Origin of the sequence: Gemmatimonas sp. (assembly GCF_044344655.1) — a bacterium.
Lineage (GTDB): Bacteria > Gemmatimonadota > Gemmatimonadetes > Gemmatimonadales > Gemmatimonadaceae > Gemmatimonas.
Genome location: NZ_JBIJCN010000049.1, coordinates 1 through 23,808, shown reverse-complemented (window position 1 = coordinate 23,808; position 23,808 = coordinate 1). Strand labels below are relative to the sequence as shown.

The window sequence follows — 23,808 nt, the reverse complement described above, 5'->3', positions numbered from 1 at the left end:
AGCGGGTGAAGCTGTACGAAGACACCGTCCCGCTCTTCGACAAGGAAGGGATCGAAACGGAGATCCGTGATCTCTTCAAGCGGCGCTGTGACCTGCCAAGTGGTGGCTACCTGATCATCGAACCGACCGAAGCCCTCGTGTCGATTGATGTGAACTCGGGGCGCTATACCGGCAAGCGCGATCCGGAAAAGACCATCCTCAAGACCAATACCGAGGCGGCTCGCGAGATTGCGCGCCAGCTCCGGTTGCGCGATGTGGGCGGCATCATCGTCTGCGACTTCATCGACATGGAGACCCAGTCGAACCGGGACAAGGTGCTGCACGAGCTGCGTACCCACCTTGGTCGCGACCGTGCCCGCACCAAGGCGTTTGCCGTATCGGATTTGGGGCTGATCGAAATGACGCGCCAGCGGGTGCGTCAGAGCCATTACCAAAGCATGACGGAAGCGTGCCCCACCTGTAGCGGGACGGGGCGCGTGTTTACGCCGGAAACGATCGTCCGCCGGACGGAGCGCGCCGTGCGCCGCATGGCGGCCGAGGGGCGTCGCGAACCGATGACCCTCCGCCTGCACCCGGAGGTGGCACTCCACGTCCTCGAGCAGGAGCATGACTTCGTCAAGCGGTTGGAAAAGCTGGCCGGCTTCCCCCTCGAATTGCGAGACGACCCACTGCTCAAGCCAGACGAGATCAAGCTCGTCGTTCGTGGCGCCCAGCGGGACGTGACGCAGCAATACGCCCTCGCCTGAGCCGGCGGGCTACGGGGACGGCGTTCCCGCGTCCGTGTGGGCGGGTCCCGAGTCCGGGATTCCTCCTAGCCGGTGGCGGTTGACAGCTAACCCGTGGTCTGGTAAGCTTCTAGGCTACGTTTGGAACGCACTCTACTATCACGAACCATGAGCTACGCGATTATCCGCACCGGCGGCAAGCAGTTTCGCGCCGAGCCGGGCAAGACCCTTCGGATTCCCTCGTTGCTGGGCGAAGCCGGTACGGCCGTCGAGTTCAACGACGTCCTCCTCGGCTCCGACGGCGCGAAGGTCCGCCTGGGCGTGCCCACGCTCTCCGGCGCCAAGGTCACGGCGGAGATCGTGAAGCACGGCCTCGAAGACAAGATCATCGTCTTCAAGTTCAAGCGCCGTAAGAACTATGCCCGTAAGCAGGGTCACCGGCAGAAGTTCACGGAAGTTCGCATCAAGGACATCACCCTCGGCTGAGCGCCGGCGGCGCACCCATCCGGGAGCGCTGCCTCACTGGAGTATTCGTCATGGCACATAAGAAGGGCGTCGGCTCCTCACGCAACGGCCGCGATTCGAACCCGAAGTACCGTGGAATCAAGAAGTACGGCGGTGAGTTCGTGACGGCCGGCAACATCATCCTGCGTCAGTGCGGCACCAAGTGGCATCCGGGCGCCAACGTGGGCATGGGCACCGACTACACGATCTACTCGCTGGTCGACGGCGTCGTGCAGTTCGCGCACAAGAACAAGAAGGCCTACAAGGTCAACGTCGTCCCGGTCGAGTACGTCGAGGAGACGGTCGAGGCGTAATCCGCGTCGCACCGTTGAAAGGGGGCAGGACACTTCGGGTGTCCTGCCCCTTTTTCGTACCTCTGTAACCGGCCAGCCTCTTTCCCCGTACGTTACACAGAATCCACCACTCACGAGGAGGCAGCCGTGGCACTCTGGGACAAGGTCAAACAGGGCATCGACAAGGCCGGCAAGGCCGCGCAGGACGTTCTCGACGAGGGCAAGCTGCGTCTCGATGCCTATCGCGCGCGCGAGCAGGCCGACACGGCGGCCGAGGCGCTTGGATACGCCGTGTTTCGCGCCGCCGATGCCGGGGGAGACCTCGACATCAGCGCGAAGCAGCGGCTGATGGACGCCCTCCGATCGCGCGATACTGAAGCCCGGAAGTTGGAGACCGATCTCGCCAACGCCAGAGCGGCCGCTTCGGCCGCAGGTGCGTCAGCTGCCGGGGCCACCGCAAAGGAGACCATGGCGGCGGCGCAGCCTCAATCCTCGGCGACTACGCCCCCGAACGGCGATGCCCCGGCGCCGTCAGCGCCGCTCTGAGTTCCCCCGGGACATCGGTGCACAGGGCATCCACGCCCCACGCGGCCAGTTGGCGCGCGTGGGGCGTGCTGTTCACGGTCCAAGCAATCACGCGAACTCCCGCTTCATGCACGGCGCGCACGAGCGGCTCATCGATCAGCGTGGCATGCTGCCAGAAGGCCTCCGCGCCCGACGAGGCCAACACGCCACAGACGTTGAGCGGATAGGACGCGCTGAGCAGGCCGATTGACGTCCCCGGCCGACGCGCGCGTACCCCCACGGGCACCCGGTGGTCGAATGCGTGCACCGCCGCAGTCACCGAGGGGTACCGCTCAAGGACCCCTGTCACCAAACCTTCCAGACCAGGCGCCTTGACCTCGACGTACACCCGTGCGCGACCGTCCACGAGCCTAAACACGTCGGCCAGCGTCGGAACGCCTTCGCCGCAGTCCCACCGCAGGGCGGCCACGTCTGCCGCGGTCAGTGCCCCAATGGGGACGTCCTCGGACGCCTCACCGTGCCCGACTCGGACGACCGGATCGTGGTGCACGACCAGTACCCCGTCACTCGTCCCGTGGACGTCGAGCTCGATCCCGTCGGCCCCGTCCTCGAGCGCCCGAGCGAAGGCGGCGAGGGTATTTTCCCGGTGTTCACGCGACGCGCCACGGTGCGCAATGATCTCGGGAAGCCGCAGTGGCGGGGCAGAGGGGGCGTGGGGCATGGGCAGAAGCTGCCGGAATGGCGACGGCCGGTCAATCAGGCCCGCCCCCTTAACGATCGCTCCCGGGGGGCGTCTCACAGGGTGACTCTCACGAATCCATGATCGATGCCACCCAGCAGGAGGATGCCTCGCTCGACAGGGCCCTCATTGAACAGTGGAAGGCAGGCGACCAGCGGGCTGCGACGTCGATCGTCGAGCGGCACGCGGAGGCGCTGGCGCGTTTTGCCGGACGGCTGGGTGTCACGGATGATGTTGACGAGGTCGTGCAGGATACGTTCATCCGGGCCTTCGCCGCGATGGACTCATTCCGTGCCGATGCCTCGCTACGAACATGGCTGTTCACCATTGAGCGGCGACTCGTCATTGACCGCCGGCGCGCGCAGTCGCGACGCGGTCACCACGTGGAGATCGACGATGCACATGCCATCAGCGGGTTCGATGCGCTCGACGCCCTGATGGCCGACGAAGCGGCCCAGCGCGTGGCGCGTGCCATGGCACGACTTACCCGCATGCAGCGCGACGTGTTTACACTGCGGGTGCAGGAAGGACGGAGCTATAAGGAGATCGCGGAAATCCTCGGATCCACCGAGGGGTCGGCCCGCGTGCACTATCACAACGCGATGCGCGCGGTGCGGGAGTATCTAGATGATTGAGTGCACAACCACCGAACTGCAGGATCTCCTGCCGGACTTCGTGACGGGCGCGCTCGACGACATCACCATGTCACGCGTGACCTCCCACGTCTCGCGCTGCCAGGCGTGTACCGAAGAGCTTATGGTGTTACGCGCTGTACGTGCGGCGCGTCCACGCGTCCCCATGCCCGATGTCCAGCAGATCGTGGCAGCCCTGCCGACAAGGCAGCGTCCGGGGCGGGGTGCGATGTTTGGCCGCTCGGCGTGGCGGATGGCGGCGGCACTGGGGATCATCATTGCTGGCGGGGCGTCGCTCCAGCTTGCGCGACGCGGCCTCGTGTCGGTGCCCCCAGTGCCGGAGCGTCCCGGCACCACCGACGGCGCTCCGCTCGTGGCGAACACGCCCACCTTCGATACCGCCGAAACGGTAGCAGTGCGTGCTCCGATCGGCGTATCTGGCGTATCGATGTCCTATGGTGATCTCACTGATCTTTCCGAGGACGAACTGCAGCGCATGCTCGAACGCCTCGATAAATGGGATGGGGCCACGAGCACGGAACCGCTGCCCGGTGTCCCGCTCAGTGTCACTGCCGGAGGAGGTATCCTGTGACGTGTCGTTCGCTGATTTCGGCGGTATGCGCAGCCCTACTGCTCCCGACCATTCCGCTCCGCACGGACGCGCAGGGCGCTCCGCCGCCACCCACGAGTACGCGCGGTCGGCGCACCGATGACCCGCGTCGGGGCACGTTGGAAAGGCGTTTCCAGCAACGGCTGGAGGTCGTGGTGAAACAGCGCCTCCAATTGAACGACGAGCAGATGACCAAGCTGCGTGAGGTGGCCAGCCGAACCGAGGCTTCTCGGCGAACGCTGCGTGCCGACGAGATGGCGGCGCGACGGGCGATGCGCATGGAACTGCTGGCGGGAGACAATGCCAACGACGCGCGCGTAGAGGAACTACTCGAACAGCTACCCAAACTCGAGCGCCGCCGACTCGATTTGCACGAGCAGGAGCAAAAGGAACTCGCGCGTTTTCTCTCTCCCGTGCAGCGGGCCCGCTACTTCGCACTGCAGGACGAGTTGCGCCGTGGCATGCAGGAAGTGCAGCGACAGCGCATGGAGACCAGCGATTCACTCCCGCATGGCCGCGACAGGAACGGCTCCGGCAGTTACCGCCGGCGCCCTCCGCAGTGAACCGCAGGCGTTTCGAGAGCCGCTGACGGTAGCGGCCCCACCTCCGGCGATGTAGACTTGAGGTACGGCGGCGGGCGTCCCACGGGCGCCCGTTCGTGCGCCCGGATGGCGGAATTGGCAGACGCAGGGGACTCAAAATCCCCCGATCGCAAGGTCTTGTGGGTTCGACCCCCACTCTGGGCATCACTTGGCCTTTCTCATCGGCCGAGAGGTCAACGCGAGGGAGACGGTGGGCCGGGGCCAACGGACCGGTGCCGGGGTGCGTTGGATTGGTGCAGGCCGATGGGGTGTAGCTCAATGGCAGAGCATCCGACTGTTAATCGGACGGTTGGTGGTTCGAGTCCACCCGCCCCAGTTTGGAACACAACGCCCAGCTTCCGCACGGAAGGTGGGCGTCGTGTTGTGTAGGCTGCCTCCTGAGCGTCAGGTGCGGGCGTAGTGGGCCCCCCAATCGCCGGGCTCTACATCGGCCATGGTCTGCGACAAGGTCCACGAATGGCCGGCCGGGTCCTTGATTTCGGCCTGCCGCTCCCCGAACGGATGATCCGTCGGCACACGAACCGAGGTGCCACCCATCGCCAGGACGCGCTCATAGCCGACGTTCACGTCGGCGACCCGTAGCATCAGCGTGGCCGGCGGGCGGCCACCGCCGCCGCCGGAGGGGGCCGCAGGGTCCGGCGTCCACGCGGCCACGATGATGGCCCCGTTGCCGATGGTCAGTTGTACCCGCTCGCCAGGAACGCGAAGACGCTCCTCGAAGCCGAGGGCATCACACAGCCAGCGCACGGCCGCGTCGAGATCAGGATAGCTGCGCGTGGGGATCAGCGTGGCGTCGGGGAACGATCGATTGGGGAGAGGCATGTCAACCGGTGGCGGAAGCAAGTGCGGGTGACGCATCAGAGCGGGTACGCCCCGCGCGCTAGGTGTGTCGTACGGGGACGCGTGAGGAACCCGGACTGTTCGGCAATGGGACGGGGCACCGGCCGATTTCATTCCGGAACCGGCCGCCCAACCACGCGGAAGTTACTCGCTTGCCGCTGGGCAGCCGGAGCGTCTAGCTTCCCCCTTCGGCCGCCACGGCGCCAGGCTGTCGCCAACGAGGATTGCTCGCGCCGGGCCGTCATCATTTCTCCCCGCATTCCATGCCGCTCACGTTTTCGCTCGCTGCCACAGCGCCGGCCTCGCTGGAGACCCCGCTTCTCGCGGTCGTGCTGCCGTCCGAACCGACCCTGACGGACGAGCTCACGGCGCTCGACGGTCTACTCCACGGCGCCTTGATGCGCACGTTGGCGCGACGTGACTTCCGCGGCGGCCGGGATGAATCGCTGCTCCTCGTGGGAGGCGAGCAGGGCGTCCAGCGCGTCCTGCTCGTGGGGCGCGGCACCGCTCCGCTCAGTCGCATCGGAGCACGTCGCGCTGCGGCGGTGGCCGCACGCCAGGCCGGTAAGCTGGGAACCGGGGCGCTGCACCTCTGGCTCCCCGGCGGTGACGCAGCGTCGGTCGAGGGATTGGTCATCGGTGCCGCGGCCGGCAGTTGGGGCTACCCCGATCTGCAAACGCCGCCGCCCGAACGGGACCGCCGGGCCCGGGTGGAGCAGGTCACCATCATCGCACCTGACAGCGAGGCCGCGCGTGCGGCGTTCGCTGCGGGGGTCGCGGTCGCAGAGGGGCAGGCCATCGCCAAGCGCCTCGGACAGATGCCGGGCAATTACTGCACCCCGGAGACATTCGCCGAGGTGGGGCGAGACATTGCCACCCGTCATGGCATGGGCATTACCGTGCTGGGACGGAAGGAGATGGCCGATCTTGGCATGGGCGCCTTCCTGTGCGTGGCACAGGGGACACCGCAGGAGCCGCGTCTGGTCGCCCTCGAATACCGCGGGGCGGGGGCTGACCAGCGGCCGGTCGTGCTGATCGGCAAGGGGCTCTGCTTCGACACCGGCGGGATCTCCATCAAGCCGGCGCCGGAGATGGAGTGGATGAAGTTCGACATGTCGGGCGCAGGTGGCGTAATGGGCGCGATGGAAGCAATTGGTCGCCTCAAGCCGGCCATCAACGTGGTCGGGATCATCGGATCCACCACCAACATGCCCAGCGGCGAGGCCGTGAAGCCCGGCGACGTGGTTCGCGCGTCGAACGGCAAGACGATCGAGATCATCAACACGGATGCGGAAGGTCGACTCGTGCTGGCCGATCTGCTGGTGTTCGCGAAGCGGTACAATCCGTCGATCGCGCTCGATGCCGCGACGCTCACGGGCGCGATCGTGATCGGGCTGGGCCAGCATGCCGTGGGGGTGTTCAGCACGGACCGAACGGCGGCCGACGAAGTGCTGGCGGCTGGCGAGGCCGCAGGTGAGCCGGGGTGGCCCATGCCGATGTGGGACGAGTACCGGGAGCAGATCAAGAGCGATGTGGCAGACGTGAAGAACACCGGCGGTCGCGCGGCGGGAAGCATCACGGCCGCGCTCTTTCTGCAAGAGTTCGTGGACGGCTTCCCGTTTGTTCACCTCGATGTGGCTGGCACCGCCTATTCGCAGAGCGATCTCGGGTGGATTCCCAAGGGGCCGACCGGTACACCTGTCGGTACCTTCGTGGAGTTCGTGCGCGCACGCGCGCGGACGTGACGCTCTCGCGTTTCCGGCTGCTGCTGGCGGGGGTGGTAAGCGCACTGTGCGCGGCCAACCTGTCGGCGCAGGTCCGCCCAGACAGCGTGCAGCGTGCTGACACGGTGCGCGTGGCCGTACCGGTCTCTGCGGGGGACAGCACGGTGGCGGATTCCTTGGCGCAGCAACGGACGGTGCAGCTGGCGCGGCTGGCGCGGCAACGGGCCGACAGCCTTGCCCAGTTTGAGAAGGGCGACACGGTGAAGGCGCCGGTGGCGCGCTTCGAGCTCCCGCGCTCCTTCGAGATCACCGAGCGTCTGCGCCTGCGCGGCGACAGCCTGCTCAGCAGCGGTGCCACCACGCTCGCCGACGTGCTTGATCGGGTGCCAGGCGTCGTTACCTATCGTAGCAGCTGGCTGGCGGGCATTCACACGGGCAGCTACAACGGTGACGTCGCGCGCATCCGCCTCTTCCTCGATGGCGTGGAACTCGACGCCATTGAGCCGCGGAACGGCCGCGCGATCGACTACACCGACGTGCAGCTCTGGTCACTCGACGAACTCGTGATCGAGCGCGCCCCGGGGGAAGTGCGCGTCTGGATGCGCACGCGTACCGCAACGAGTACCACGCCGGCCACGCGCGTCGACATCTTTACGGGCGATCTCAACACCAACGCCTTCCGCGGCTTCTTCGCCAAACGGTGGCGGAACGGATTCATGCTGCAGCTGGCCGGCCAGCAGATCGCCACGCAATCGGGCCGCATTTCGGCCTTCGGTGGGACCGAAGGCTCCACGCGCCTTCGCAGCGATGGCGAGGCGCAGGCGTTCATGGGACGCGTCGGCTGGTCACGGGGCAAGCTCAGTGTGGATGGATTCGCCAACACCGTCGGCCGCGAACGGGATGCCCACACGCCCCGCTCCGGTTTCGACACGTTGCCGGCCTTCAAGGGGCAGCGACGGCAGGCCTACCTGCGTGTTGGCTACGGCGATACGAGCCGCGGCTTCTGGTCGCAAGCGATCGTCAGTGCGCTGCGTACCCGGCAGGATGGCATCGGCGAGGAACCACCGCCGCTCATCACAGAGGACGGGGACACGGTGGTGGTGGAGCGCGATTCCATTCGCTCCCAGACGCAGCACGTGCTGGCGGTGGGATATCGCCGCGATCGATGGTCGGTGTCGCTCACGGATCGGGCACGCCCGGTGGAAGGGTCACTACAGCACGCGCCGGTGCTGCGTGGGGCAATGTCCTGGTGGCGGTTCGACCTAGGGGCATGGGCGGAGCGCAACGGCCGTGACTCGACCGATCGCAGTGACCTCTTCGCTCGGCTGCGACTCCTGCCGTGGCTCGTGGTAACGGCCGGGCGCAGCAGTCGCACGCCCGACGACACGACCGGGCGCCCAGCAGCGAGCACGCTGCGTGCGGAGGCCGCCCTGCGATGGAAGGAGCTGTGGGTTGGCGGTGGGGTCCTGCGGGATGACGCGACGGCATATGACAACCTCACGCTGATTGGCGCCCCCCCGGCCGTCGTGTCGGCCAACCCGGCCACGGGTGTACTGCTCTCGGCGAACGGTCGCCTGTACAAGGACATCCGACTCGATCTGCAGGCCATCAGCTGGGACGCGGCCCAGTACAATCGCGCCAAGACACAGATTCGAGCCGAGGTCGCGCTGGTAACCGAATGGCGTCGCCGGTTCCCCAAGGGACAATTCGGATACAACCTGCGGCTGATCTACGACCGTCGCAGCGGCGTGCCGTTCTTCTACGGCCCCGACGAGGACCCCCTCAAGTGGACGACCGAGCCGGCGCAAGTGGTGACCGCCGTCATGGAGATCCGCATCCAGCGCGGCACGCTCTTCTACCAGTATCGCAACCTCACCGGCGGCCAGTACGAACAGATCCGCGGCATCACGATGCCGCAGGCGGTCCAGATGTACGGCGTTCGGTGGGAGTTCTTCAACTGACACCGGCGTCACCACTCGCCCCCGACTGCGTTATCATTCCCCGATGATTCGTTCCATGACTGGGTATGGACTGGCGGAGGGTACGGTGGGCACGTCGCGCGTGGTCGTCGACGTGCGCACCGTGAACCACCGGTTCTTCTCCCCCAGCATCAAGCTTCCGGGCGCCTTCGGCCGGTGGGAGACCGATGTGCGCGAGGCGATGCGCCTCACGGTCGCGCGGGGCCACGTGACGCTGTCGGCGCGCAGCGAGCGACTGGCCGATGCACCCGCCTCGATCGATGAGGCCCGCTTCTCGGCGATTGCTGATCAGCTCAAGGCGCTGGTGCAGCGCCATGGGCTCAGCGGCGGCGTGGACCTCGCGAGCGTGCTCCGCATGCCGGATGTGCTGTCGGCGTCGCGTGACGACGAAGACACCGGCACGGTGGCCGAACTCTTACGCATCGTCGACGCGGCGCTCGAGGCCTTGCAGCGGGCGCGCTCCGAGGAGGGCGAGCGATTGGCCGCCGTGCTGCATCAGCGGCTCGACCTGGTCGAGGCGGCGCTCGGACGGATCGCGGCCCGGGCCCCAGAGCGGATCGTGGCCCACCGGGACCGCCTGCGTGAATCGGTGCGGGAGCTGGCGGCGGGCGTGGCGATAGACGAGAGTCGCCTGGCCCAGGAGATCGCCATCCTTGCCGATCGCATGGACGTAGCGGAGGAGCTGGATCGTTTCCGATCGCACCTCGTGGCATTCCGGGCCGCGTTGAACGACTCGGGCGGGGAGCCGGTCGGGAAGCGGCTGGGCTTCCTGCTGCAGGAGATGCTCCGGGAGACCAACACGACCGGAAGCAAGGCCGCCGACGCCCCGATCCTCCACGAGGTCGTGGGGCTCAAGGAGGAGCTGGAACGTATCCGGGAGCAGGTCGAGAACCTCGAGTGAGTGCCTTTCCGGTCATCCTGTCCGCTCCCTCCGGGGGTGGGAAAACCACGATTGCGCGCCGCCTGCTGGAGCGGCGGGCCGATCTGGGTTATTCTGTTAGCTGTACCACGCGCGCCCCTCGCGACGGTGAGGTGGATGGGCGTGATTACCGGTTCCTCTCTCCCGAGGCGTTTCTGGCAGCGCGTGAGCGCGGCGAGTTTGCCGAGTGGGCCGAGGTGCACGGCAAGTTCTATGGCACGCTGCGGTCGGAAGTCGAGCGAGTGCTCGCCGGCGGCCGTCATGTGTTGATGGACATCGACGTGCAGGGGGCACGGCAGTTCCACACCGCGTTTCCATCCACGGTGCTGGTCTTCATCCTGCCGCCATCCGGGGAGGTACTCAAATCCCGGTTGTCGGCGCGCAAGAGTGAGGATCGCGAGCGGTTGCTCGTTCGTCTGCGCAACGCACGGACCGAGTTGGGGGAGGTCGGGCGCTACCACTACGTGGTGGTCAACGACAATCTCGACCGGGCCGTCGACCAGGTGAGTGCCATCATCGATGCCGAGGGACTGCGTCACGATCGCGTGCATGCACTCGAGGCGCAGGTCGAGGGGCTCATCGCGCAACTCGAGCAGGAAATTCACGACTTCAGCAAGGGCGACTGATGCAGGTATTCACTCCGACCGAAGTGGCCAAGCACTCGGCCAACAAGTACCTCAGCGTGCTCATCGCGGCCAAGTTCGCGCGTGTGCTGAACGAGTTCCCGCGTGATCGTTCGCTGCACGAGAAGAAGCTCACCACCCGTGCGCTCGAAGAGCTCACGCACGGCGAGATCGAGTACAAGGTCTTGCCGCGCCGCCGTTCGGCCTGAGTCCGGTCGACCTGTAGGACTTGGCGCCGCGCCGTGACCCCGGTCTCGGCGCGGCGCCTTTTCTCCCCTCCTCGCGACACATGCGCCGGTGACGTTCGGCGTGACGCGGGCCCTCCTCCCCTACTGCACCACACCATGGTGGACGCCAGAGATCGGCTACGCCGGTATCTCGAACAGCGGCGCGAGCTCGGGGAATCCGAGTTCGTGCTCGATGGGCTGCCCGTGGACGATGTGCTCAAGTTGGTGGGAGTTCGGACTGGGAGTCGGCGCCGCCCTACCGGGAGCGCGGCTGCGCCGGTGCCGCCGCAGGGCAGCCGTGCCTCCGACGGACCTCCCCCGGGGTTGATGGACGGTCCGCCGCCCGAAGACGACGCGGCGCTCGACGATGTGGGGCCCCCGTCTCACCCAGCGTCCGTTCCACCGCCCGCCCCGGAGCGGCGGTTCGCCCCGAACGCCAGTACCGATTGGCGTGAAACGCTTCGAAGCGCGGGCGCTGCGAAGCCTGGGGGACCATCATCGCCGCCGGCCGGTCGGGGTGCGGCGGCTGATGCTGGCCCAGTGGGCGCGCGTGGTCCGGCGCGTCAAGAGACGGGAGCCACCGCAGAAACGACGGCGGGGATAACTGGTGGCGCGGCGATAGTGTTGCCCCCCTGGCTCGAGGCGCTGGGCGTTCCCGCGGGGCTGGAAGCTGGGCGCCTGCGCGTCGCGGACGTCGCGCCCCACGTGGCGGCGTTGCCGTCGCTCGAGCACGTGGCCAATCTCGTGGCCGGCTGCACCGCGTGCACCCTGCACAAAACGGCGCGCCACCCCGTTCCGGGCGAGGGGAATCCGCAGGCGGAGTTCCTGTGCGTGGGCGAGGCGCCCGGAGCGAGCGAGGACGAACTGGGGCGCCCGTTCGTTGGGGAGGCCGGTCAGCTTCTCACCAAAATCCTCGGTGCCATTCAGCTCACGCGCGACGACGTCTACATCTGCAACGTCCTCAAGCATCGTCCGCCGGGAAACCGCGATCCGCTGCCCGAGGAAGTGCTGGCCTGTCAGCCCTATCTGGTGCGCCAGATCGAACTCGTGCGCCCCAAGGTGATCCTCGCGCTCGGGCGCTTCGCCGCACAAACCCTGTTGCAGACGAGTACCGCCATCGGCGCCCTTCGCGGCAAGCTGCATCGCTACCAAAGCGTGCCCCTGATCGTGACCTACCATCCCGCCGCGCTGCTGCGCAACGAATCGTGGAAGCGTCCTACTTGGGAAGACGTGAAGTTGGCCCGTCGCGTCCTCGACGCGGCGCGTGCCGCGGGCGAGGCCTCCGGCAACGGCACGGAGTGATCTGACATGACAAGTCTCGCCATCACCAACGGAACGACGGGGGCACTGCAGCAGGCCACTGGTGCCACGCGCGATCCGTACAAGGAGCGCCGCCCACCCTGGTCGGAAGAAGCGGAGCAGGCGGTGCTCGGTGCGATGCTGCTGGATGCCGACGCCATTCTGCGCGCGTCGGAGCACGTCGACGACACCATGTTCTATCGCGAGGGGCATCGTCGTCTATTCCGCGCGATGTTCGCGATCACCGAGCGCGGGGGTGTGGTGGACCCGCTCACGCTGGCTGACGAACTCGAGCGGCGGCAGGAGCTGGAACACGCCGGTGGCCGCGAGTATCTGGCGTTCCTTCTCGATGCGGTGCCCACGGTGGCCAACGTGGAGTACCATGCCAGAATCGTAAAGGAAAAGGCGCTGCTTCGCCGGCTCATCGAGGTCAGCACCGAGATCGTCCAGGAGGCGTTCGAGGGCCGGACTACCGCCAACGACCTCCTCGACAATGCGGAGTCGCGCATCTTCTCGCTCGGCCAGAGCAAGGAGAAGGGTGGCTTCGCCAAGATCAAGGAGCTGCTGTGGCCCGCGATGGAGAAGCTCGAGCTGCTCGCCCAGCGCGACCAAGCCATCACGGGCGTACCGACGGGATTCACCGAACTCGATCACATGACGTCAGGCCTGCAGCCAGCTGACCTCGTGATCGTGGCGGCGCGCCCCTCCATGGGCAAGACGGCCTTCACGCTGAACATCGCACAGCACGCTGCCATCACGGCGAAAGTGCCCGTGGCGTTCTTCTCGCTTGAAATGAGCAAGGAGTCGCTGGTGCAGCGTATGCTTGCGGCGGAAGCACTGATCGATGCGCAGGCCCTGCGTAAAGGCGGGAGGGCGCTCGACGAATCGATGCCACGGTTGGCGCAGGCAGCGGGTATTCTGAGCCATGCACCCATCTTCATCGACGACACGCCCGGCATCACGCTGCTGGACATGCGCGCCAAGGCGCGCCGCCTCAAAGCCGAGCACGACCTCGGACTCATCATCGTGGACTACCTGCAGCTCATGACGGGTCCCGCCGGCGTGGAGAACCGTCAGCAGGAAGTCTCGCAGATTTCGCGCGGCCTCAAGGCGCTCGCGAAGGAGCTCGGGGTGCCAGTGGTGGCGCTGTCGCAGCTGTCGCGTGCACCCGAACAGCGTACCGGCGACGACAAGGGCCGCCCGCAGCTGTCCGACCTTCGCGAATCGGGGGCGATCGAGCAGGACGCCGATGTGATCATGTTCATCTTCCGTCAGGAAGTGTACGCCGAGCGCGACGAGAACGGTCGCCTCAAGGATCCGTCGATTGAGGGCCGTGCCGAGATCATCATTGGCAAGCAGCGTAACGGCCCTATCGGCAGCGCGCGCCTCTTCTACCACAAGCAGTACACGCGCTTCGACAACTTCTCCCCACGCGAGGCACCTCCGGAATACGGCGGTGGCGGCGGTTTCGGCGGACCCAAGCTGGTGAAGGGTGGCCACGACGACGACTTCGGCGGAACGCCCTTCTGATGGCAAAGGCGAAGACCGTCTACGCCTGCACCGAGTGCGGAGGGCAGTCGCCGAAGTGGGCGGGACGGTGTGACGCGTGCGGGGCCTGGAACACGCTGGCCGAGGAGATCGTCGCCGCCGTACCCACCAGCAAGCGGACGGCGGCGCGCAACGCGGCGGGGGTGGCCGGCAGTACTGTCGCGCTCGGGCGCGTCACCACGACCGATACGCCTCGCTGGCGCACGGGGCTCGATGAGTTCGACTTCGTACTCGGTGGCGGCATCGTACCGGGAAGCATGGTTCTCGTGGGCGGTGAGCCCGGCATCGGCAAGAGCACCTTGCTGTTGCAGGTTGCGGCGCGGCTCGAGGCGGCAGGGCAGGGCACGCTTTATGTGTCTGGCGAGGAGAGTGCGCTGCAGGTACGGCTTCGTGCCGACCGACTCGCCGAGGATGCCACGGCAGTCTCGCTGCTGACCGAGACGTCGCTCGAAACAATCCTCGCGACGGCGGCGCAGCCGCTCGCTAGCGGACAACATGTACGGTGCCTGATTGTGGACTCCATCCAGACGGTCCACACGGAGCTGCTGGAAGGGGCGCCGGGCAACGTGGGGCAGGTACGCGAATGTGCCGCACGACTGATGCGCTTCGCCAAGGACACCAACACGACGGTCTTCGTCATCGGCCATGTTACGAAGGGTGGCGGCATCGCCGGCCCGAAGACCCTCGAGCATATCGTCGATACAGTGCTCTACTTCGAAGGCGATGGTACGCTGGATCATCGTGTGTTGCGCGCCACGAAGAACCGCTTCGGCAGTGTCGACGAGATCGGCGTGTTCCGTATGGTGAGCACCGGACTCGTTCCCGTGGAGAACCCGTCGGCGCTGTTCCTCGGCGACCGGCGCGACGTGAGCAGCGGCAGTGCCGTGTGCGCGCTCATGGAGGGAACCCGGCCCGTGCTAGTTGAAGTGCAGGCCCTCGCCGCGCGGGCCGGATTCGGGACCCCGCAGCGCGTGGCCAATGGCATCGATGCTCGCCGCCTCGCGTTGCTTCTCGCTGTCCTCGATAAGCGCGGGGGCTTCTCGTGCGCCCAGCTCGATGTGTTTTGTAACGTGGTGGGTGGAATGCGCGTGCAGGAACCGAGTGTGGACCTCGCAATCGTGATAGCGCTGGCGTCGAGCGTGGTGGACCGACCGCTGCCGGCCCAGGCGATCTTTCTTGGCGAACTGGGGCTGGGCGGTGAAGTCCGACCGGTGTCCCAGGCCGAACGTCGCCTTGCAGAGGCGGCCAAGCTTGGAATGACGACGGCGTTTCTCTCGGATCGCGCCATGCCCCGCAAGGCCCCGGCCGACATGAAGCTCATCGGTGTGCGCACCCTCTCCGATGTGCTCCAACGCACCGTGGGCAAGGATGCGCAATGACTCGCTCCATTCCATGCCGCGCACCTTTCATCCCCGGCACATATGAGTGATCAGGTCACGGGCGTAGTGCCCGAGCCCCCCCCGCAGCCGCCGCGTCGTGTGATCCCCCCGCCAGTCGTGGCATCGCGCGGCGAGGGCTTCCGCGTACCTGACGGTGTGGTGCGCGACGTGGGCGTGGTGATCGTCGCCGGAGGCTCGGGCAGGCGGACAGGCAGCGAGGAGCTCAAGCAGTTCCGCTGGGTCTCCGGTAAGCCGGCGTTGTTGCACAGCGTGCAGGCCTTTATGGCGCGTCCCGATGTGGCCGTGGTGGTGGTGGTCTTGCCTAAGGCATACGCCGCTGATCCGCCCCCCTGGTTATTCCAGTGCGACGTCGATCGCCTGCTCGTATCGGTGGGCGGAAGCGAGCGCCATGAGAGTGTGGTGAACGGCCTCGAAGACCTCCCCGAAGAGGTGAGCGTGACGGTCGTGCACGATGCCGCGCGCCCGCTGGTGACCGACGATACGATCGATCGCGTAATCGCCGAGGCCCGTCGTGGTCACGGGGCGATCGCCGCGTTACCCGTGGTGGACACGCTCAAGGAGGTGGACGAGCACGGCCACATCGTGCGGACGGTCGATCGCGCCCGGCTGTGGCGCGCCCAGACGCCGCAAGCGTTCCCGCGATTGATGCTCGAAGAGGCCCACATTGCTGCACGGCGGGACGGCATCGGCGCGACGGACGACGCGGCGCTCTGTGAAAGGCTTGGCAAGACGGTCGTGGTCGTGCGCGGCAGCGAGCGCGCCATGAAGATCACCGAGGAGGCGGACTTCGCGCGGGCCGAGGCACTCAGCATGCTTGCCGAGTAGCGGCATGCTTGCCGACGGCATGACGGTTCCATTCTGGTCGCCCGTGGAGGTCGAGGCCGCGCTGCGGGTCACGATCGCTCATCTGACGGAGCGGCGGGTGATCGCCTATCCAACAGAAACCGTGTACGGGTTCGGAACCGCGGTCGACCACGAGTCCGTGGAGGCTCTGGTGCGCATGAAGGGAAGACCGCCCGGCAAGCCGTTCCTGTTGCTCATCGGCGACCCGCAGCAGATCGGCCGGCTCGACCTGCACCTGCCCACGTATGCCGCACACTTGGCGGCGCACTTCTGGCCGGGCCCGCTAACACTCGTACTGCGCGGCGGTGAGGGCCGCGTGCCGCCGCGGCTTCGCGGGCCCGAAGGCGGCGTTGCCGTGCGCTTCACACCGCACACTGGCCTGCAGCGACTGCTGGCTGCCTACGGCGAACCCATCACCAGCACCAGTGCGAACCGTCCCGGCGTGCCGCCGGCGATGGTGGCCTCTGAGATTGTGCAACAGTGGCCCGACGAGATCCGTCAAGGGCTGTTGCACGTGCTCGATGGTGGTCGTCTCGAGCCATCGATGCCGTCGACGGTGGTGGATTGCACGAGCCGTCGCCCTCGTGTCATTCGTCCCGGGGTCCTGTCGGCGCGCCGCTTGCGCGACGTCGTGCCCGGTCTGATCGGCGACACCTGACCATATCGGTCGTGCTGTCGTGACTCCCGATTCCCGTCACTCTTTGGAGCGCCGCCGGATGCACCTCCTTTTCGTCTGCACGGGGAACACGTGCCGTAGTCCGTTGGCCGAGGGCATTGCGCGCCGCATGATTGCCGAGCGTGGGTTGACCGATCTCACGGTGAGCAGCGCAGGTACCAGCGCCTGGCCTGGTGCGCCGGCGTCGGACGGTGCCTTGCTGGTATCGCTAGAGCACGGTATCGATCTGAGCGAGCATCGCGCACGGATGTTGGCGCCTGACCAGGTGGCCGGTGCGGACCTGATTCTGACCATGGGCCCTCATCATTGCGAGAGTGCCGAGGTACTAGGCGGGGCGGGGCGTGCCTTTCTGCTCACGGCATTCAGCAGCGGCGCGCCGCGGCCGGTGAGCGATCCCTTCGGTGGGGATCTCGAGGTGTATCGTGCCACGTACGAGGAGCTCCAACGCGAGATCGGTACGGCATTGGATCGCGTGGTCGCCGACCGAGAACGTCGACGGTGAGCAGCAGGTCGGCGCCGCCGCGGCCTGGCGCGGCCCAGGCACCCGCGGGGCTCGTCATCCTCGGCCATCCCGTGGTCCAGTCGCTGTCGCCCGTGTTTCAGCAGGCAGCGCTCAATGCCTGCGGGTTGTCGCTGCGCTACGAGCAACGCGACGTGGCGCCGGCTGCACTGCACGCCACCCTGCGCGAATTGCACGCGGGGCGGATCGGCGGGAACGCCACGCTGCCTCACAAGGAGGCGATGTTCACGTTGGCCGATCGCCATACGCCGATGGCCGAGCGAGCTGGTGCGGTGAACACGTTCTGGTGGGAAGGTGACGCGCTGGTCGGGCACAACACCGACGTCGACGGGGTGACCGCCACGCTCCAGGCTCTCTGCCGCGCTCCGCTCGAGGGCGCCATTGTGGTTCTGGGCGCTGGGGGGGCGGCCGCGGCCGTGTTGATCGCGCTCTCCGGGCACGAGACGACGGCGGGGCGTCCGATCCACCTAGTCGCCCGCACTGCGGCCCGGGCGCACGCGTTGCTCGAGCGGGTCGGTGTTGCGGCGACGGTACATCCCACGGGGCATGTGCCCCGCACCGTTTGGCAGGAGGCCGGGCTGGTGGTCAACACGACTCCGATCGGAATGCAGGGGCCAGACATGCCGGTCGACCCAGCGCAACTCCGATCGGGGGCTGCGGTGTTCGATCTCGTGTATCGCATCGACGGGAGCCCTTGGGTCCATCTCGCCCGCTCGCTGGGGCTGCGTGCCGAAGATGGACTGCGCATGCTGGTGGAGCAGGGGGCGAGTGCTTTCACGAGTTGGTTTGGCCTCCCCGCGCCGCGTGTCCGCATGTGGGGCGCACTGGGGCAGGAGGTTCCGCCCGTGGACGATCTGCGACCGCTCGGGCCGCAGCGCGCAGCGCCTGAGATCCGGCAATAGCATGCGGGTCGCATCAGGGGCATGGAGGACGCTCTGGCGAGGCGCGGTCGATCTCCTGCTTCCCGGCGCGTGCGTGGTATGTCGCCGCGCCCATGCGCCGGATTCCTCGGGGATCGTGTGCCCGGGGTGCTTGGCAGGCATCACCCCCCTCTCATATCCGCAATGCGTACGCTGCGGGCAGCCACAGTTGTCGATTTCCGTGCCCTTGCCGACGCGTCGTGCTGAGGATCCTGGGCCACAAGGGCGCGCCCTTCCCAGTGCCAGCGACGTCCCCGCCTGCCGTTGGTGTGCTCGGCTCTCCCCCGCCATCCGCGCGGTGCGGTCGGCCACGCGCATGGATTCCGGCACCGGCGCCGAGCTCGTCCATGCGCTGAAATACCGCGGATGGTGGGGAGCTGCGCAGCCGATGGCACGCACGATGGCGAGGCTGAACTGGCCGCGGGACGTGACGACTGAGCGGGTAGCGCTCGTTCCCGTGCCCCTTTCGGCCACCCGGCTGCGCGAACGGGGCTACAACCAGGCGGAATCCCTGGCGCGGGCGCTGGCACCGCACTGGTGCGTGCCCGTGTGGACGGATGCGCTCGTTCGCACCCGCGCCACGCAATCGCAGGTGCGGTTGACACCTTCGGAGCGTGCGAGCAACGTTTCCCGTGCGTTCGCGGTGCCACTGCACCGACGAGCCGAGCTTCGCGGCCAGCATCTGGTACTGGTCGACGACGTGGTCACGACGGCCGCGACGCTCAATGCCGCTGTGCAAGCGTTGGTGGAAGGCGGCGCCCGCATCATCAGCTGTGTTACCTTCGGACGGGCGCCTGATCCCGGCGACCGTGCCGCACCCGACTCAGACTTCATCCGGAACTGATACGAATGGCTCTTCGCGTTGGCATCAACGGCTTCGGCCGAATCGGCCGCCAGGTGCTGCGCGCCGCCAAGCAGCAGGGCGTCGCGGACATCGACTTCGTTGCCATCAACGACCTCACCGACACCAAGACCCTCGCGCACCTGTTCAAGTATGCCTCGGTGCACGGGACGTACGACGGTCAGGTGAGCGCTGATGCCGACGGCATCAGCATCGACGGCGACAAGGTCAAGATCCTGGCCGAGCGCGATCCGGCCAATCTGCCCTGGAAGGACCTCGGCGTGGACATCGTGCTCGAGTCGACAGGGCGCTTCACGGATGCCAAGGACGCGCGGAAGCACATCGAGGGTGGTGCTCGCAAGGTCATCATTTCGGCGCCCGCCACCAACGAAGACATCACGGTCGTGATGGGGGTGAACAGCGACAAGTATGATCCGGCGACGCATCATATCATCTCGAACGCCTCGTGCACCACGAACTGCCTGGCGCCGATGGTGAAGGTCATCCGCGAGTCGTTCGGCTTCGTGCACGGCTCGATGGTCACTATTCACAGCTACACCAACGACCAGTCGATCCTCGACCTGCCGCACAAGGATCTGCGCCGCGCGCGTGCCGCGGCGGTGTCGATGATCCCCACGACGACGGGAGCCGCCAAGGCCACGTCGCTGGTGATTCCTGAAGTGAAGGGTAAGATCGACGGCGTCGGCGTGCGCGTGCCGACCCCCGACGTGTCGCTCACCGACCTGACCTGCATCGTGGAGCGTCCCGTCACCAAGGAGGAAGTGAACGCCGCCTTCCAGGCGGCATCGGAGAGCGGCGCCCTTGAGGGGATTCTCGGCTACAGCAACGAACCCCTCGTGTCGGTGGACTACATCGGCAACCCGTATTCCTGCACGCTCGATGCGGGAAGCACGATGGTCATCAACGGCACCATGGTGAAGATCTCGGGCTGGTACGACAACGAGTGGGGCTACTCATCGCGGTGCGTGGACCTGCTGCGCTACGTCGGCTCACGCCTGTAAGGCTCGACGCACGTCGAACAACCCACGCCGAGCTCCAGGTGACCTCGGCGTGGGTCGTTTTCTTTGTTTCCGCCACGTCCTTCGATGAACACCAAGACCATTCGCGACCTCACCCCGGCAGAACTGAACGGGAAGCGCGCACTCGTGCGCGTGGACTTCAACGTCCCCCTCGATGACGCCGGCACCGTTGCCGATGACACCCGTATCACCGCGGCCCTGCCCACCATCACCACGCTGCTCGACGGCGGCGCATGCGTGGTGCTTCTGGCACATTTCGGCCGGCCCAAGGGTGCGCCCGAAGCAAAGTATTCGCTCGCGCCCGTGGCGAATCGCCTGCGGGAGCTGCTTCCGCGCCCGGTCCATTTTCTCGACGTCACCGTCGGTGAGCGCGCAGTGCACGCCACGCGGGCTCTCCCGGCTGGCGAGGTGCTGTTACTCGAGAACACCCGCTTCCTCCCCGGCGAGGAGACGAACGACGAGGCGCTCTCGGCTCAGATGGCGCAGCTTGGCGACTTCTACGTGAACGACGCCTTCGGGGCGGCGCACCGCGCGCACGCGAGCACGGCCGGTGTGGCCAGATTCTGTCGGCCCGCGGTGGCAGGGCTGCTCATGGAGAAGGAACTTGCCTATCTCGGCGGGGCACTGTCGGCGCCACAGCGACCGTTTGTGGCGATCCTCGGTGGCTCCAAGATCTCCGGCAAGATCGACGTGGTGGAGGCGCTGCTCCCCAAGGTCGACAAGCTGTTGATCGGAGGCGCCATGGCGTGCACGTTCTTCAGGGCCATGGGCTTCGAGACCGGCAACTCGCTCGTGGAGCCGGATCGGCTCGACATGGCGAAGGATCTGTTGACGCGCGCGGGAGACAAGCTCGTGCTTCCGGTCGACGCCACGATCGCCCCAGCAATGGATGCCGGTGCGCAGGCCACGGCAGTGGCACGTGAGTCGATTCCGGCTGGGCAAGCGATGTTCGACATCGGGCCGAAAAGTGCGGCGCAGTATGGTGACCTTGTCGAGCGTGCGCGGACCGTGCTCTGGAATGGCCCCATGGGGGTCTTCGAGAAGCCGCCATTCGATGCGGGAACGCGCGCGGTGGCCGAGGCCATGGCGAAGGCGACGGCACGGGGAGCCACCACCATCATCGGCGGCGGGGACAGCGCCGCGGCGGTGGCCGAGGCGGGTCTCGAATCGGAGATGAGCCACGTGTCCACCGGTGGTGGCGCGTCGCTCGAATTCCTCGAAGGCAAGGACCTTCCCGGCGTCAGCGCGCTCGACGCGCGCTGATCATCAATCATCGGAACGGACATGCATCTCAAGCCCGTCATCGCGGCCAATTGGAAGCTCAATCACGGCCCCACCGACGCGAAGGCCTTCCTGCAGCGCTTCCTCGCGCAGACGCCCAAGCTCAACGATCGAACGCTGGTGTTCCTGCCATCAGCCCTCACGGTCACCACCGTGATTGACGGGCTGCGTGAGCGTCCGGAGATCTGGGTGGGCGTGCAGAACGTACACAGCGAGGCGCAGGGGGCATTCACGGGTGAGAACTCGGTGCTGATGGCCCGCGACGCGGGGGCGCGGGTGGTGCTGGTTGGGCACTCCGAACGCCGGCATGTGTTTGGTGAGACGGATAGCCAGACGACGGCGAAGATGGCGATGATCGCGCAAGCCCGTCTCGTTCCCATGCTCTGTGTAGGTGAGCTGCTCGCTGAGCGCGAGGCCGGGCGGACCGCCGAGGTCGTGGAACGTCAGCTCGCAGCGGGACTCGCAGGGCTCGATGATCAGCAGATCGCCACGATTATGCTGGCATACGAGCCGGTGTGGGCGATCGGCACGGGCCGCACGGCCACCCCGCAGGACGCGAGTGAGATTCACGGGGTGCTGCGCCGCGCGCTGATCTCGCGGGTGGGGGAGAAGGTGGCCGGGAGCATCCCGATCCTCTACGGCGGCTCCGTGAACCGCGGCAATGCCAGTCAGTTGCTGGCGGCACCGGATGTGGACGGGCTGCTGGTCGGCGGCGCGTCACTCGAGGCGGACAGCTGGGCCAGCATCGCGCGGGCCTGACCGCAACTCCCGCTGGCGGAAGGACTTGCCCGCCGGGGGTCAGCAGGTGATTTTACAAGGCTAGCGTTGAACGGCGCGGCGGATTCTCCGCCGCCCACTTCCACGGATTTCCGTCTCCGCGACATGTACACGTTTCTGCTGACCCTGCTCATTCTCGACGCCGTGGTGCTCGCCGTGGCCGTCCTTCTTCAGTCGGGCAAGGGCGGTGGCCTCGCTGCCAGCTTCGGCGGTGCGAGCTCTTCGTCGGACTCGGTGATCGGCACGCGTCAGGCCGGCAACCTCCTCACCAAGGCGTCGTGGTGGTGTGGCGGGATCTTCTTGGGCCTCGCCTTTGTCCTGCAGATGATGTCCACCCGGTCCTCGGCGCCCAAGTCGGTACTCGACAAGCTCGCCGCTCCGGCCAGCGCTCCGTCGGCGCCCAGCACGGGTAGCGGCGCGGCGGCGCCGGCGGCCCCGCTCACGCAGCAGGCAGCTCCCGCGGCCCCGGCCGCACCCAAGCAGTAATCCCGCGGTGAACAGCCAGTCGCCCAAGGGGTTCCTCCTCCTCGAGGACGGAACCCTTTTTCTCGGTCGTCTCGTCGGCCCCGTGCTCCCGACGGTCGCTGAAGTCGTGTTCACCACGAACATGACCGGGTACCAGGAGACGTTCTCCGACCCGTCGTTCCGCGGCCAGATCGTCGTCATGACCGCACCCCAGATCGGCAATTACGGGGTCAACGCCGAGGACCCCGAGTCGGCGCGCCCGCAGGTAGCCGGCGTCGTGTGCCGCGAGTTGTCGCCCACGTATTCCAACTGGCGTGCCACCGGCAGCCTGCCCGAGTGGCTCGCCACCGCCAATGTGCCGGTGCTTACCGAGGTCGATACGCGTCGGCTCACCAAGCACCTCCGCAACGTGGGTGTCATGCGTGGGGTGATCGGCATCGGCGAGCCGCACACCAGGGAGGCGCTGGCCTCGCTCGACGCCTGTCCGAGCATGGCGGGGCTCGACCTCGCGTCAGTGGTGTCCACACGCGAGGCGTACTCGTGGGGCAAGCCTGATGCACCCTACCACATCGTTGCCTACGACTTCGGCATCAAGCGCAACATTCTGCGCCTGTTCGATGCGCACGGCATCCGCGTCACGGTTGTCCCGTCGGACATGCCCGCCGACCAGGTGCTGGCGATGGACCCCGACGGCGTGTTCCTCTCCAATGGCCCGGGCGACCCGGAGGCCGTGACGTATGCGCCGGCTACGATCCGGCGTATCGCGGAGCAGCGTGTGCCCATGTTCGGCATCTGCCTCGGGCATCAGCTCCTCGGCATCACCTTCGGGGGGCGCACGGCCAAGATGCCGTTCGGCCACCGCGGCGGGAATCAGCCGGTCAAGGACCTCGAAACGGGGCAGGTGCTGATCACCTCGCAGAACCACGGGTTCGCGGTCGTGGGGAGCCCCGACGGGGTCGAAGGCGCCCCCGACCTGGCGGTCACGCACATCAACCTCAACGACGGCACCGTGGAAGGGCTGAAGCACCGCACGCTGCCGGTCTTTGCGGTCCAGTATCACCCGGAGGCCGCCCCAGGCCCGCACGACGCCGTGCCACTGTTCGATCAGTTTCTCACGGCCTTGAGAACCCGACGTGGGTGAGATGGCCCAAACGCTTGACTGATAAGCACTAAGGCCATACGTTCGCTGTCGCAATGCTTCGCGGGCACCAGCCGTGGCTTGGTGCCCGTGGCGTTTCTGCTCCGAATTTCTCCCC

27 protein-coding genes, 2 tRNA genes and 1 pseudogene are annotated in these 23,808 nt (G+C 67.0%); 28 read left to right on the top strand and 2 right to left on the bottom strand.

Features of this window, described 5'->3' with window-relative positions; all coding sequences use genetic code 11:
* The 4 genes from ACIQ51_RS12005 to ACIQ51_RS11990 form a co-directional block, all read left to right on the top strand.
* On the top strand, nt 1-746 hold a 746-nt coding region (locus ACIQ51_RS12005), incomplete at its 5' end, for a ribonuclease E/G (RefSeq protein WP_396205285.1).
* Nucleotides 747-893: 147 nt separating this feature from the next.
* Nucleotides 894-1,211 (top strand): 50S ribosomal protein L21, encoded by a 318-nt coding sequence (rplU, locus tag ACIQ51_RS12000; protein ID WP_396205284.1) that lies wholly within the window; start codon nt 894-896, stop codon nt 1,209-1,211.
* A 50-nt stretch (nt 1,212-1,261) separates the two neighbouring features.
* A complete protein-coding gene (gene rpmA, locus ACIQ51_RS11995) occupies nt 1,262-1,543 on the top strand; it encodes a 50S ribosomal protein L27 (protein ID WP_396205283.1) in 282 nt (93 codons plus the stop codon).
* 126 nt (nt 1,544-1,669) lie between these two features.
* Nucleotides 1,670-2,068, top strand: a complete 399-nt coding sequence (locus ACIQ51_RS11990) for a hypothetical protein (RefSeq protein ID WP_396205282.1) — start codon at nt 1,670-1,672, stop codon at nt 2,066-2,068.
* On the opposite strand, the gene ACIQ51_RS11985 is transcribed toward ACIQ51_RS11990, so the two are convergent.
* Entirely contained in the window at nt 2,022-2,768 is a 747-nt protein-coding gene (locus tag ACIQ51_RS11985; RefSeq protein WP_396205281.1) for a glycerophosphodiester phosphodiesterase, read from the bottom strand. The two genes, ACIQ51_RS11990 and ACIQ51_RS11985, sit on opposite strands and share 47 nt — an antisense overlap.
* A gap of 98 nt (nt 2,769-2,866) precedes the next feature.
* Here ACIQ51_RS11985 and ACIQ51_RS11980 point away from each other — a divergent pair, with 98 nt between their 5' ends.
* The 5 genes from ACIQ51_RS11980 (at nt 2,867) to ACIQ51_RS11960 (ending at nt 4,946) form a co-directional block, all read left to right on the top strand.
* Entirely contained in the window at nt 2,867-3,421 is a 555-nt protein-coding gene (locus tag ACIQ51_RS11980; RefSeq protein WP_396205280.1) for an RNA polymerase sigma factor, read from the top strand.
* Nucleotides 3,414-4,010: an anti-sigma factor family protein gene (locus ACIQ51_RS11975; protein ID WP_396205279.1), complete on the top strand. Its 597-nt coding sequence runs from the start codon at nt 3,414-3,416 to the stop codon at nt 4,008-4,010. The genes ACIQ51_RS11980 and ACIQ51_RS11975 overlap by 8 nt, the downstream gene beginning before the upstream one ends.
* A 173-nt stretch (nt 4,011-4,183) precedes the next feature.
* Complete coding sequence (locus tag ACIQ51_RS11970; RefSeq protein ID WP_396205278.1) at nt 4,184-4,591, top strand: Spy/CpxP family protein refolding chaperone; 408 nt, start codon at nt 4,184-4,186, stop codon at nt 4,589-4,591.
* Between the two features lie 99 nt (nt 4,592-4,690).
* Nucleotides 4,691-4,774, top strand: a tRNA-Leu gene (locus ACIQ51_RS11965).
* A gap of 100 nt (nt 4,775-4,874) precedes the next feature.
* Nucleotides 4,875-4,946 (top strand) — tRNA-Asn (locus tag ACIQ51_RS11960).
* A gap of 68 nt (nt 4,947-5,014) precedes the next feature.
* Here the strand turns inward: ACIQ51_RS11960 and ACIQ51_RS11955 are convergent.
* Nucleotides 5,015-5,452: a VOC family protein gene (locus tag ACIQ51_RS11955; protein ID WP_396205277.1), complete on the bottom strand. Its 438-nt coding sequence runs from the start codon at nt 5,450-5,452 to the stop codon at nt 5,015-5,017.
* A gap of 281 nt (nt 5,453-5,733) precedes the next feature.
* On the opposite strand from ACIQ51_RS11955, the gene ACIQ51_RS11950 reads away from it, so the two are divergent.
* From ACIQ51_RS11950 to carA, 19 genes and pseudogenes are all read left to right on the top strand, one after another.
* Nucleotides 5,734-7,215 (top strand): leucyl aminopeptidase, encoded by a 1,482-nt coding sequence (locus tag ACIQ51_RS11950; RefSeq protein WP_396205276.1) that lies wholly within the window; start codon nt 5,734-5,736, stop codon nt 7,213-7,215.
* The gene (locus ACIQ51_RS11945; RefSeq protein ID WP_396205275.1) at nt 7,212-9,155 is read left to right on the top strand and encodes a hypothetical protein; all 1,944 of its coding nucleotides are present in this window, start codon (nt 7,212-7,214) and stop codon (nt 9,153-9,155) included. Before ACIQ51_RS11950 ends, ACIQ51_RS11945 begins: the two co-directional genes overlap by 4 nt.
* A 43-nt stretch (nt 9,156-9,198) precedes the next feature.
* The gene (locus tag ACIQ51_RS11940; RefSeq protein ID WP_396205274.1) at nt 9,199-10,074 is read left to right on the top strand and encodes a YicC/YloC family endoribonuclease; all 876 of its coding nucleotides are present in this window, start codon (nt 9,199-9,201) and stop codon (nt 10,072-10,074) included.
* Nucleotides 10,071-10,718 carry a guanylate kinase gene (gene gmk, locus ACIQ51_RS11935; protein ID WP_396205273.1) on the top strand — a complete coding sequence of 216 codons (648 nt, stop codon included), beginning with the start codon at nt 10,071-10,073 and terminating at the stop codon, nt 10,716-10,718. Before ACIQ51_RS11940 ends, gmk begins: the two co-directional genes overlap by 4 nt.
* Nucleotides 10,718-10,924: a DNA-directed RNA polymerase subunit omega gene (locus tag ACIQ51_RS11930; RefSeq protein WP_396205272.1), complete on the top strand. Its 207-nt coding sequence runs from the start codon at nt 10,718-10,720 to the stop codon at nt 10,922-10,924. Before gmk ends, ACIQ51_RS11930 begins: the two co-directional genes overlap by 1 nt.
* 639 nt (nt 10,925-11,563) lie before the next feature.
* Nucleotides 11,564-12,244 carry a uracil-DNA glycosylase gene (locus ACIQ51_RS11925; RefSeq protein WP_396205271.1) on the top strand — a complete coding sequence of 227 codons (681 nt, stop codon included), beginning with the start codon at nt 11,564-11,566 and terminating at the stop codon, nt 12,242-12,244.
* Nucleotides 12,245-12,250: 6 nt separating this feature from the next.
* Nucleotides 12,251-13,771, top strand: coding sequence for a replicative DNA helicase (gene dnaB / locus ACIQ51_RS11920; protein WP_396205270.1), 1,521 nt, complete (start codon nt 12,251-12,253; stop codon nt 13,769-13,771).
* Complete coding sequence (gene radA, locus ACIQ51_RS11915; RefSeq protein ID WP_396205269.1) at nt 13,771-15,168, top strand: DNA repair protein RadA; 1,398 nt, start codon at nt 13,771-13,773, stop codon at nt 15,166-15,168. Before dnaB ends, radA begins: the two co-directional genes overlap by 1 nt.
* Before the next feature lie 42 nt (nt 15,169-15,210).
* Nucleotides 15,211-16,014, top strand: a complete 804-nt coding sequence (gene ispD, locus ACIQ51_RS11910) for a 2-C-methyl-D-erythritol 4-phosphate cytidylyltransferase (protein ID WP_396205268.1) — start codon at nt 15,211-15,213, stop codon at nt 16,012-16,014.
* 19 nt (nt 16,015-16,033) lie between these two features.
* Nucleotides 16,034-16,690 carry an L-threonylcarbamoyladenylate synthase gene (locus ACIQ51_RS11905; RefSeq protein ID WP_396205267.1) on the top strand — a complete coding sequence of 219 codons (657 nt, stop codon included), beginning with the start codon at nt 16,034-16,036 and terminating at the stop codon, nt 16,688-16,690.
* Between the two features lie 58 nt (nt 16,691-16,748).
* Nucleotides 16,749-17,210: a low molecular weight protein arginine phosphatase gene (locus tag ACIQ51_RS11900; protein WP_396205266.1), complete on the top strand. Its 462-nt coding sequence runs from the start codon at nt 16,749-16,751 to the stop codon at nt 17,208-17,210.
* A complete protein-coding gene (locus tag ACIQ51_RS11895; protein ID WP_396205265.1) occupies nt 17,207-18,130 on the top strand; it encodes a shikimate dehydrogenase in 924 nt (307 codons plus the stop codon). The genes ACIQ51_RS11900 and ACIQ51_RS11895 overlap by 4 nt, the downstream gene beginning before the upstream one ends.
* 1 nt (nt 18,131) lies before the next feature.
* A pseudogene (locus ACIQ51_RS11890) lies at nt 18,132-18,305 on the top strand (double zinc ribbon domain-containing protein); the annotation flags it as partial.
* A gap of 159 nt (nt 18,306-18,464) precedes the next feature.
* A complete protein-coding gene (locus tag ACIQ51_RS11885) occupies nt 18,465-18,992 on the top strand; it encodes a ComF family protein (RefSeq protein WP_396205286.1) in 528 nt (175 codons plus the stop codon).
* A 5-nt stretch (nt 18,993-18,997) separates the two neighbouring features.
* Entirely contained in the window at nt 18,998-20,011 is a 1,014-nt protein-coding gene (gap, locus tag ACIQ51_RS11880; RefSeq protein ID WP_396205264.1) for a type I glyceraldehyde-3-phosphate dehydrogenase, read from the top strand.
* An 84-nt stretch (nt 20,012-20,095) separates the two neighbouring features.
* A complete protein-coding gene (locus tag ACIQ51_RS11875) occupies nt 20,096-21,292 on the top strand; it encodes a phosphoglycerate kinase (RefSeq protein ID WP_396205263.1) in 1,197 nt (398 codons plus the stop codon).
* 21 nt (nt 21,293-21,313) lie between these two features.
* Nucleotides 21,314-22,069, top strand: coding sequence for a triose-phosphate isomerase (tpiA, locus tag ACIQ51_RS11870; protein WP_396205262.1), 756 nt, complete (start codon nt 21,314-21,316; stop codon nt 22,067-22,069).
* A 123-nt stretch (nt 22,070-22,192) separates the two neighbouring features.
* Entirely contained in the window at nt 22,193-22,573 is a 381-nt protein-coding gene (secG, locus tag ACIQ51_RS11865; RefSeq protein ID WP_396205261.1) for a preprotein translocase subunit SecG, read from the top strand.
* A gap of 7 nt (nt 22,574-22,580) precedes the next feature.
* Complete coding sequence (gene carA, locus ACIQ51_RS11860) at nt 22,581-23,693, top strand: glutamine-hydrolyzing carbamoyl-phosphate synthase small subunit (protein ID WP_396205260.1); 1,113 nt, start codon at nt 22,581-22,583, stop codon at nt 23,691-23,693.
* Nucleotides 23,694-23,808: the final 115 nt, after the last annotated feature.

Bases quoted from the DNA above. Each gene is read 5' to 3' on its own strand.
- rplU (WP_396205284.1), top strand. From the start codon at position 894: ATGAGCTACGCGATTATCCGCACCGGCGGCAAGCAGTTTCGCGCCGAG.
- rpmA (WP_396205283.1), top strand. From the start codon at position 1,262: ATGGCACATAAGAAGGGCGTCGGCTCCTCACGCAACGGCCGCGATTCG.
- ACIQ51_RS11985 (WP_396205281.1), bottom strand. From the start codon at position 2,768: ATGCCCCACGCCCCCTCTGCCCCGCCACTGCGGCTTCCCGAGATCATT.
- ACIQ51_RS11980 (WP_396205280.1), top strand. From the start codon at position 2,867: ATGATCGATGCCACCCAGCAGGAGGATGCCTCGCTCGACAGGGCCCTC.
- ACIQ51_RS11975 (WP_396205279.1), top strand. From the start codon at position 3,414: ATGATTGAGTGCACAACCACCGAACTGCAGGATCTCCTGCCGGACTTC.
- ACIQ51_RS11955 (WP_396205277.1), bottom strand. From the start codon at position 5,452: ATGCCTCTCCCCAATCGATCGTTCCCCGACGCCACGCTGATCCCCACG.
- ACIQ51_RS11950 (WP_396205276.1), top strand. From the start codon at position 5,734: ATGCCGCTCACGTTTTCGCTCGCTGCCACAGCGCCGGCCTCGCTGGAG.
- ACIQ51_RS11940 (WP_396205274.1), top strand. From the start codon at position 9,199: ATGATTCGTTCCATGACTGGGTATGGACTGGCGGAGGGTACGGTGGGC.
- ACIQ51_RS11930 (WP_396205272.1), top strand. From the start codon at position 10,718: ATGCAGGTATTCACTCCGACCGAAGTGGCCAAGCACTCGGCCAACAAG.
- dnaB (WP_396205270.1), top strand. From the start codon at position 12,251: ATGACAAGTCTCGCCATCACCAACGGAACGACGGGGGCACTGCAGCAG.
- radA (WP_396205269.1), top strand. From the start codon at position 13,771: ATGGCAAAGGCGAAGACCGTCTACGCCTGCACCGAGTGCGGAGGGCAG.
- ispD (WP_396205268.1), top strand. From the start codon at position 15,211: ATGAGTGATCAGGTCACGGGCGTAGTGCCCGAGCCCCCCCCGCAGCCG.
- ACIQ51_RS11905 (WP_396205267.1), top strand. From the start codon at position 16,034: ATGACGGTTCCATTCTGGTCGCCCGTGGAGGTCGAGGCCGCGCTGCGG.
- ACIQ51_RS11900 (WP_396205266.1), top strand. From the start codon at position 16,749: ATGCACCTCCTTTTCGTCTGCACGGGGAACACGTGCCGTAGTCCGTTG.
- ACIQ51_RS11885 (WP_396205286.1), top strand. From the start codon at position 18,465: ATGGATTCCGGCACCGGCGCCGAGCTCGTCCATGCGCTGAAATACCGC.
- gap (WP_396205264.1), top strand. From the start codon at position 18,998: ATGGCTCTTCGCGTTGGCATCAACGGCTTCGGCCGAATCGGCCGCCAG.
- ACIQ51_RS11875 (WP_396205263.1), top strand. From the start codon at position 20,096: ATGAACACCAAGACCATTCGCGACCTCACCCCGGCAGAACTGAACGGG.
- tpiA (WP_396205262.1), top strand. From the start codon at position 21,314: ATGCATCTCAAGCCCGTCATCGCGGCCAATTGGAAGCTCAATCACGGC.
- secG (WP_396205261.1), top strand. From the start codon at position 22,193: ATGTACACGTTTCTGCTGACCCTGCTCATTCTCGACGCCGTGGTGCTC.